Source organism: Streptomyces sp. NPDC001970 (assembly GCF_053594115.1).
Map to the genome: position 1 here is coordinate 1 of NZ_JBSFDW010000127.1, position 1,089 is coordinate 1,089.

1 pseudogene is annotated in these 1,089 nt (G+C 69.1%); it reads left to right on the plus strand.

What is annotated here, in order from left to right:
• Positions 1–78 precede the first annotated feature (78 nt).
• Positions 79–1,064, plus strand: a pseudogene (locus ACWCP0_RS42175) (IS5 family transposase).
• The last annotated feature ends 25 nt before the right edge of the window (positions 1,065–1,089 follow it).

The following is a 1,089-nucleotide window of genomic DNA, read 5'->3' on the forward strand; positions in this document are numbered from 1 at the left end:
CTAGGGACTGTGCCGAGTTGAGATCACGGGTTTGGCTGTTTCGCTGTCCCGGCTGGGTTGGGACGGTAGACATGCGGGATGACCCGGGGTGATCTCACGGACGATGAGTGGACTGTGTTCGAACCGCTGTTGCCGCTGGGCGAGCGCGGTCCCATTCCTGACCTGCGCAGGCTCGTCAACGGCGTGATGTGGCGGTTCCGTACGGGCGGTCCGTGGCGGGACATGCCCGAGCGGTACGGGCCGTGGTCCACCGTGTACGGGCGCTTCCACCTCTGGGCCAGGTCCGGGGTCTTCCAGACACTGATGGAAGCGATGATCGCCGAGGCCGCCTCGCGCGGTCAGGCAGACCTCGACTTGGTGAGCGTGGACTCCACCGTGGCCCGGGCCCACCATCACGCCGCCGGGATGATCGTCGAAGCTGAGCTGCTCGAAGCCCTGGAGAAGGCCGTCGCAGAGGAAAAGGGGCTTCGCCAAAGGGACAGAACGCCCCAGTAGCCGAGCCGGACGAGCAGGCGGATGCCGCCCGCGAGGAGCGACGGCGCCTGCGTCAGCGCCGCAAGGCCCGGCTCCGCGCCGCCGAACTGGGGCGCTCACGCGGCGGGCTGACCAGCAAGGTGCACCTGTCGGCGGACCGCCGCTGCCGCCCGCTGTCCTTCGTCCTCACCCCCGGCCAGGCCGCCGACAGTCCCCGCTTCACTGCCGTCCTGGAACGTATCAAGGTCCGGGGCCCGGTCGGCCGGCCTCGCACCCGCCCTGCCGCCGTGGCCGCGGATAAGGCGTACTCCTCCCGGGCCAACCGCGCCTACCTGCGCAGACGCAGGATCCGGGCGGCTATTCCGGAGAAGACCGACCAGGCGGCCCACCGCAAGACGAAGGGACGTCGTGGCGGGCGACCCCCCGCCCATGACACCGAGCTCTACCGCGACCGCAACACGGTGGAACGCTGCATCAACAAGATCAAGGAGTGGCGCGGGCTCGCCACCCGCTACGACAAGACCCCGGCCAGCTACCTCGCCGGACTCCACTTACGCGGCGCCGTCATCTGGCTCCGCAGCCTCACATGAAGATCTCAACTCGGCACAGTCCCTA